Origin of the sequence: uncultured Campylobacter sp. (assembly GCF_938030815.1) — a bacterium.
Taxonomy (GTDB): Bacteria; Campylobacterota; Campylobacteria; order Campylobacterales; family Campylobacteraceae; genus Campylobacter_B.
Genome location: NZ_CALHII010000232.1, coordinates 1 through 6,181 on the forward strand (window position 1 = coordinate 1; position 6,181 = coordinate 6,181).

Consider the following 6,181-nt stretch of genomic DNA (forward strand, 5'->3'; position numbering starts at 1 on the left):
AAGCTCATTCGCCACGGCGTAAATTTCGGCTATAGACTTATGCGCGGAATTCTGCTTGATTTCGCGCAGTAAAATTCTACCGCTACGCGATAAATAATAGAATTTTTCCACAATATTTGCTGTAAAATTTCACGCTCGGCGCGTATTTTGCCTATATCATAAAACGCAGCAGCCGCAAAATTTCACGCGGTAGCTTTCCACTGCAGATGGAATTTCACCTCGCAAATTTTAGATTTTAAAGCGAAATTTCAAATAAAATTCGTGTCATAAACCCATCGCGTAAATTCTATACCGAAAACTATAACTGCGTGACATCGATATGGATTTTAATCTAAATTTTACTCATAAATTTTGAGATTATTTTATAAGTGCATGGCGCACGACTCGCAGGAATAAAATTTTAAGCAGATTTTGTACGAAATTTCAAAATGCAGCTCAAACTCGCAAGCAAATAAATTCGCTGTAGCCTTGCGTTTAGAATTCAGCGCTAGTGATAAATTTCGCATCTTTACGTCGGTGCAAATTTTAAAATTCTATGCAGGAGATAAAATTATAAGCCCGTGCAATGCATAAATTCTAAAATTCCACGTCGCCTATAAAATTCCATGCCTCACACGACACATAATTTTGAAATTTTAAAATTTCACGCCGCAGATGAAATTTAGGAATTTCCTTTTGCGGTAAAATTTTAAAGCTCTCCCACAAATCCTCTGTCCGCGCGGCGAGTTCCAAATCCGTCTAGAACTTAGATTTTCCTCACCAGCTCGGGAATTATCGCTTCGAAATCGACCCCTTCGTAGTTCTTGCGCTCCTCGTCGCTCATCGTCTCTTTGATCGTGCTGACGACGAAGTCCGCAGCGACTCGAACCGCCGTTTCCAGCGACTTGCCGCGCATTATCGCGCCGAAGGCTACGGCCGCGAAAATATCGCCGGTGCCGTTAAATTTGACCGGCAGCAGCTCGTGAAAATACTCATTCGTCCTGCCCGTGCGTGCATCGTAGCTGAAAACCCCGCACTGATCGGCAATGTAGCCGATGCCCTTTAAAATAACCTGTCTAGCGCCCAGCTCTCGAAGCCTTGCAAGCAGATCCATGATAAAATCCCTATCTGCGTCCTCTCGGTACGGCACGCCGGTAATCGCGCAGGCCTCGGTGATATTGGGCGTGATGACGTCGGCCTGGGCGCACAGAAGCGCCATCATACGAGCAAAATCCTCGTTAAAGCCCGGATAAAACACGCCGTTATCGCCCATACAAGGATCGACCAAAATGGTCTTGCCCGCGCCGCCGAAGCTCGCAAATAGCTCACCCATAATCTCGATCTGCGCCGCCGAACCCAAAAAGCCCGTGTAGATGCCGTCAAACACCACTCCGCGGTCTTTCCAGTGCGCCATGATCGCACGTATCTGCGAGCTTAGATCGCAAAAGGTATAGCCCGAAAAGCCCGTATGCATCGATAAAACCGCCGTAGGGATCACGCTCGTGCTCATCCCCATCGCGCTAAGTATCGGCAATGCGACGGTCAGCGAAACCTTGCCCACGCAGGATATATCTTGAACGGTAAGAACTTTTTTCATCACAATTCCTAAAATTTTTGGCTCTATTTTACCGCTATTTATATTAAAAAGGCGAATTTAAATAAAATTTACTCTACGAATAGTCTAAATTTATAATATTTTTGGCGTTTTTCCGCTAAATTTTATCTCGGGTCCGCCGTAAATTCGGCTCCAAAAATCAACAAAAGGTAAAAAATGATAACAGTAAAGGCTCTTTACGCATCCGCTCGCCTTAGATCGCTGCCGCTTAGCGTCTCGGGCGTACTGCTCGGTAGCGGCGCGGCGTACGGCGCGGGCGTATTTAGAGCGGATATTTTCGCACTGGCGCTACTTACGACGCTTATGTTTCAGGTACTCAGCGACTATGCTAATGACTACGGCGACGCAGTAAAGGGCACCGACGACGATGGTAGGCTGGGGCCGCGGCGCGCGATCCAAACTGGGCAGATGAGCGCGGAGCAGATGAAGCGCGTCATCGTCGCTACAGCGCTACTTTCGGCATTTTCTAGCCTCGCGCTAAGCGTTTTGGCATTCGGCGAGCAGTTTTATCTCGTGGCTCTATTTTTCACGCTGGGCGGCACGTCGATATATGCCGCGATCCGCTACACCGTGGGCGCCGGCGCATACGGCTACAAAGGGCTTGGCGACGTTTTCGTGTTTTTGTTTTTTGGGCTTTTGAGCGTGCTGGGCTCATATTTTTTATACGCGCGTTCGCTCGATGCGGCGCTACTGCTGCCGGCGTGCGCGTGCGGTATGCTAAGCACCGCCGTGCTAAATCTAAACAACATGCGCGACATCCAAAACGACGAGCTCAAGGGCAAACGCACGATCCCCGTTCGTATCGGGCTGCGTGCGGCTAAGCGCTATCACTATGCGCTGATCGCGGGCGGAGCGGGTCTGATGCTATGCTACTCGCTTTTACGCGGCGAGCCGGGCGTAAAACTACTCTACGTAATTAGCTTTGTGCCGCTTATTTGGCATCTCATTTTCGTCTCGCGCGTGCGGGATTGTCGCGATTTCGACGGACAGCTAAAGGTCGTCGCGCTCTGCACGTTTACGATGTCGGCGCTGTTTTTCGTCGGAGAAATTTTAGGCTAAATTTAAACGCCGTGCGGGTAAAATTTACGTCGGCACCGCAGCAAAGTCCTCTCGCGCAAAAGCGCTTTGTGCGAGTTCTCCTAATCTTGCAATCAACCTGCTTGTCGCACAGCAAAGCGTCTGCGGCAAGCTCGCTCAATGAAAACGTCCATAGCATATCTCTGTCCGCCTGATGGCTACCGCAATAAAATTTAAGGGGGCAAACTCCAGGTCTCCTCGCCGTCTTGTATCGTTAAATTAAGCGAGCAATACCGCTCTTAAGTCCATACAAGCCCCATCACACCACGCTTTAATTGCCGTTTTGACGGCGAGTTGCCCGCCTTTTGCGTCAAATTTAAAAACTAGAGCATTAATTCTACAAAAGGCCCGCGTGTTTAGCGCGGTAAGTTTTATGCTTATTGCATGGGCGGCAGCTCGCACCGCAAATGCTGCTTTAGCCCTATTTTGAGCCCTCGCGCCGCTAAAATTTTACTAAATTTTACGCACTGCCTCTTTGAAACGACGCTTGCGAAACCATATTTCCCTGCGCACAGCTCCCTAAAAATCGAAGCAATTTTGCACGTTGCTTAGAACTTCGCAATCGCAATACCCGCCGTTTTGCTCGCAAAAGTCCAAAACCGCCACTTCATTCGATGCGCGGCGGGCTCGCAAAAACTCCAGCGTGAGCCTATGCGTGCCGTCGCAGCCACGATGCGCCAAGCCCTCGTCTAAGAATTCAAATAGCCGTTCAAACTCCGCCCTATTCATCGGCAGGCTCTTTTCAAACACATCTCGCTGCCGCTGCGCCGCGAGCTTTTTGAATTCCTTTTTTCTGGATTTTTCCACTATTTCTCCTTTGTTGCGCCACCTTGCCGCACGAATATCCTTTGGGCGCATTAACCTCATACCCGTCGTCCCCCGCCCTCAAGCGGGATGCAAATTTCATCCAAACCGTGCGCTACCTCGTCTATACCGAAATAACGCTTATTAATTTTAGCAGAGCGAAATTATAGCAAAAGCAGAGCGCGAAATCGCAAATCCGATGATTAAATTTTATCTAGAATAAAGAGCTATGTTTTCGGCTAAATTTTGCCATACCGAGGGATAAAATTTAGCAAATTCGGATGAAATTCTATCGAGTAGATGTGTAGAATTTGACCATAATCTAAAACAAAAGCGGCCGCGCTCGAAATACGGCCGCTAAATTTTAAAATTTTACTTCTCAAACGCCTTTTCTAGGCTAAACGGAAACGCCTGATAGCCCATAGCATTGGTCATTTTTATCTCGATTGACGGCTCTTTTGCGCCCCATTCAAACTCGTTGATATGCGGGCTAGGCACGCCGACCGGGCGGCCTTTGGCGATATCAAACTGCATGCCGGCAACCGCCGAGTAAACCATCACGCTATCTAGGTCGTCTTGATACTGCGCTAGCGAAGTGACCGAGCTGTACCACTCGCTGCCGCGCTGTTTGCCGTACTCCCAGACTTGCTCGACGGTTTTAGCTTTTTCGTCGATTTTATAAACGACCGCGCGGGAGTATTTCATACCCGCCATCGCAGGCTGTTCCATGCCGCGGGTATCGCCGTTGTCAAAGACGGTGAGATACACTACGCCCTTTTTAGACTTGCTGTCGATGCGGAATGCCGTATGCTGCGTCCACTGCCAGTCAAATCCGCCCTTCTCGCTCTCGTAGCCAGGGCATTTTGAGTACTCGTCCTCGCAGACTATTTTTTTGCCGTCTTTATCTACCGGCTGGAGCAAGTAGCCCTTGAACTGGTCTTTCCAGCCTTTGTGCGCGCCCATTATCCACTTGACTTTTTTGTCGCGGCCGATCTTGATGACGGCGTCTTGGTGGCGACTAGAGATGATGATACTATCGTCGCTTGGGTCGTAGTCCACGCTATTTACGTGCGCCCAGTTTCGTCCAGGGCCAGAGCCTACGATGTCGCCCCATTTTTCGTTCGTATCCATCGCGGCTAGCTCGTCCGAGCTCGCGGTGTGGCCTGCCTTACTAGCGTCGATATTTAGGCACACCGCGCCCTGATCGAGCGTTTTTAGCACGATGTCGCGGTATGGATCTAAAATTTCATACAGCCTAAAATCATCCACGACGTTGCCGTCACGATCGACCTCGACGATGACGTCGCGCACGGTGCGGACGTTTTTACCGTCGGCGCGCTTATAGTTGGCGTTTGCAGCGCGGAGGAAATAGTGTCCGTTTTGCGCAACGTCCATAGAGTGCGAGAAGTCGTTGTAGCTCGCAGGTAGCTCGCGGTTAAAAATTTCGCGGCCCATTATGTCGTATTTCGCGTATCTTTGACCATATCCCCACGTCATCGCGCCGTCGTCGTTTTGCTTAAAGCCCATCATGACGCCCGCGCTAAAGGGCTGCTTGAGGTCGTAAATTTTACTAGGTTCCAGATACCAGCGTACTTCACCTTTTGTGTCTAGGATGAAGTTATTCGGGCTATAGTTCCACTCGATCGCGCCGCCTGCAGGGTTGTTCCACACGACTTTGGTACCTTTGCCCGTTTTATTTACGAAGTTATTTACGTAGTAGAGGCGGTTGGCAAATTTCGCGCTCGGAGCTTTCACGACCTCGATTTTATCAAACAACGCGCCCTTTTGAGACGGCATGCCCGAGCTTTCTAGATAAATCGCAGGAGCGTAAATTTTATAGGTTTCTTTTACGTGCTCGGTTTGGCCCTTGTAAATTTTATCGTACTCGACCTCGACGGTGTTTTGATAGTCGGGATATAGTCCGAAAACAGGAATTCCGCCGTGCGTGCGAAGGTGCTTGTCGGCGACCTTATAGCTGATCGTCTGGCCGTCCGGCTTCGGCACGATGGTGACTTTTGCGTTTGCTAGCGTGTAGCCGCCGTTTTTGATCACCGCCGTTAGGGGCGCGATGTCGTATGGGTTTACGACCACTTCGCCGATCTTGCCCGGGACGGCGTAGTCGATGTGTGCGCCGCTAGGTCCGCCGATAGCCAGCGCGGCCGTGCTTAGACCGCCTAAAAGCGCCGCAGCTAGCGCAAATGAGGAAAGAGTTCGCTTCATCTTATTCTCCTTTGAAATTGGTTTGATATCGTAATTTTAATCCACCTCGCTAACGTAGAAATCACGCGTTTATTAAAACTTGCTTAATTATAAAAAATAATTTCAAATTTTAGCTTTTGCGCCAAAATTTAGCCGAAATTCTATAAATTTAATCTAAAATTTATCTTAGCGTGAGTTTTGCGTCGGCGAAAAGGTATAAAATTAGCGCAAACGAAATCATTTTAAGGAGCATTCTATGAACCTACTTTCTAAATTTAGCAAAGGCTTTCTAGCGGTCGCGATATTTGGCGCCCTTAGCGCGGCCGCGTTTACCGAGGGCGAGGACTACGTAAAGCTAGAAAAACCGCTACCGGTCGAGCAAAACACGCTAGTTAAGGTCTTTAGCTACGCTTGCCCGTTTTGCTACAAATACGACAAAACCGTAACGCCAAAGGTCGTAGAAAAGGTCGCGGGGCTAAAATACGTACCGTTTCATCTAAAAACCAA

At 49.0% G+C, this 6,181-nt stretch carries 5 protein-coding genes and 1 pseudogene; 2 read left to right on the forward strand and 4 right to left on the reverse strand.

Annotated features, from left to right (window positions below; genetic code table 11):
- Positions 1 to 576: 576 nt before the first annotated feature.
- Both Q0277_RS08875 and Q0277_RS08880 read right to left on the reverse strand, forming a co-directional pair.
- Complete coding sequence (locus Q0277_RS08875; protein ID WP_297997360.1) at positions 577 to 732, reverse strand: hypothetical protein; 156 nt, start codon at positions 730 to 732, stop codon at positions 577 to 579.
- 13 nt (positions 733 to 745) lie between these two features.
- Positions 746 to 1,576, reverse strand: coding sequence for a pyridoxamine kinase (locus Q0277_RS08880; RefSeq protein WP_297997362.1), 831 nt, complete (start codon positions 1,574 to 1,576; stop codon positions 746 to 748).
- 174 nt (positions 1,577 to 1,750) lie between these two features.
- Between Q0277_RS08880 and menA the strand changes: the two genes are divergently transcribed.
- Positions 1,751 to 2,653, forward strand: coding sequence for a 1,4-dihydroxy-2-naphthoate octaprenyltransferase (menA, locus tag Q0277_RS08885; protein ID WP_297997363.1), 903 nt, complete (start codon positions 1,751 to 1,753; stop codon positions 2,651 to 2,653).
- Between the two features lie 537 nt (positions 2,654 to 3,190).
- Here the strand turns inward: menA and Q0277_RS08890 are convergent.
- Complete coding sequence (locus Q0277_RS08890; RefSeq protein WP_297997365.1) at positions 3,191 to 3,478, reverse strand: DUF2695 domain-containing protein; 288 nt, start codon at positions 3,476 to 3,478, stop codon at positions 3,191 to 3,193.
- Positions 3,479 to 3,847: 369 nt separating this feature from the next.
- The gene (locus tag Q0277_RS08895) at positions 3,848 to 5,695 is read right to left on the reverse strand and encodes an aryl-sulfate sulfotransferase (protein ID WP_297997367.1); all 1,848 of its coding nucleotides are present in this window, start codon (positions 5,693 to 5,695) and stop codon (positions 3,848 to 3,850) included.
- A gap of 235 nt (positions 5,696 to 5,930) precedes the next feature.
- Here Q0277_RS08895 and Q0277_RS08900 point away from each other — a divergent pair.
- Positions 5,931 to 6,181: pseudogene (locus Q0277_RS08900) on the forward strand (thiol:disulfide interchange protein); the annotation flags it as partial.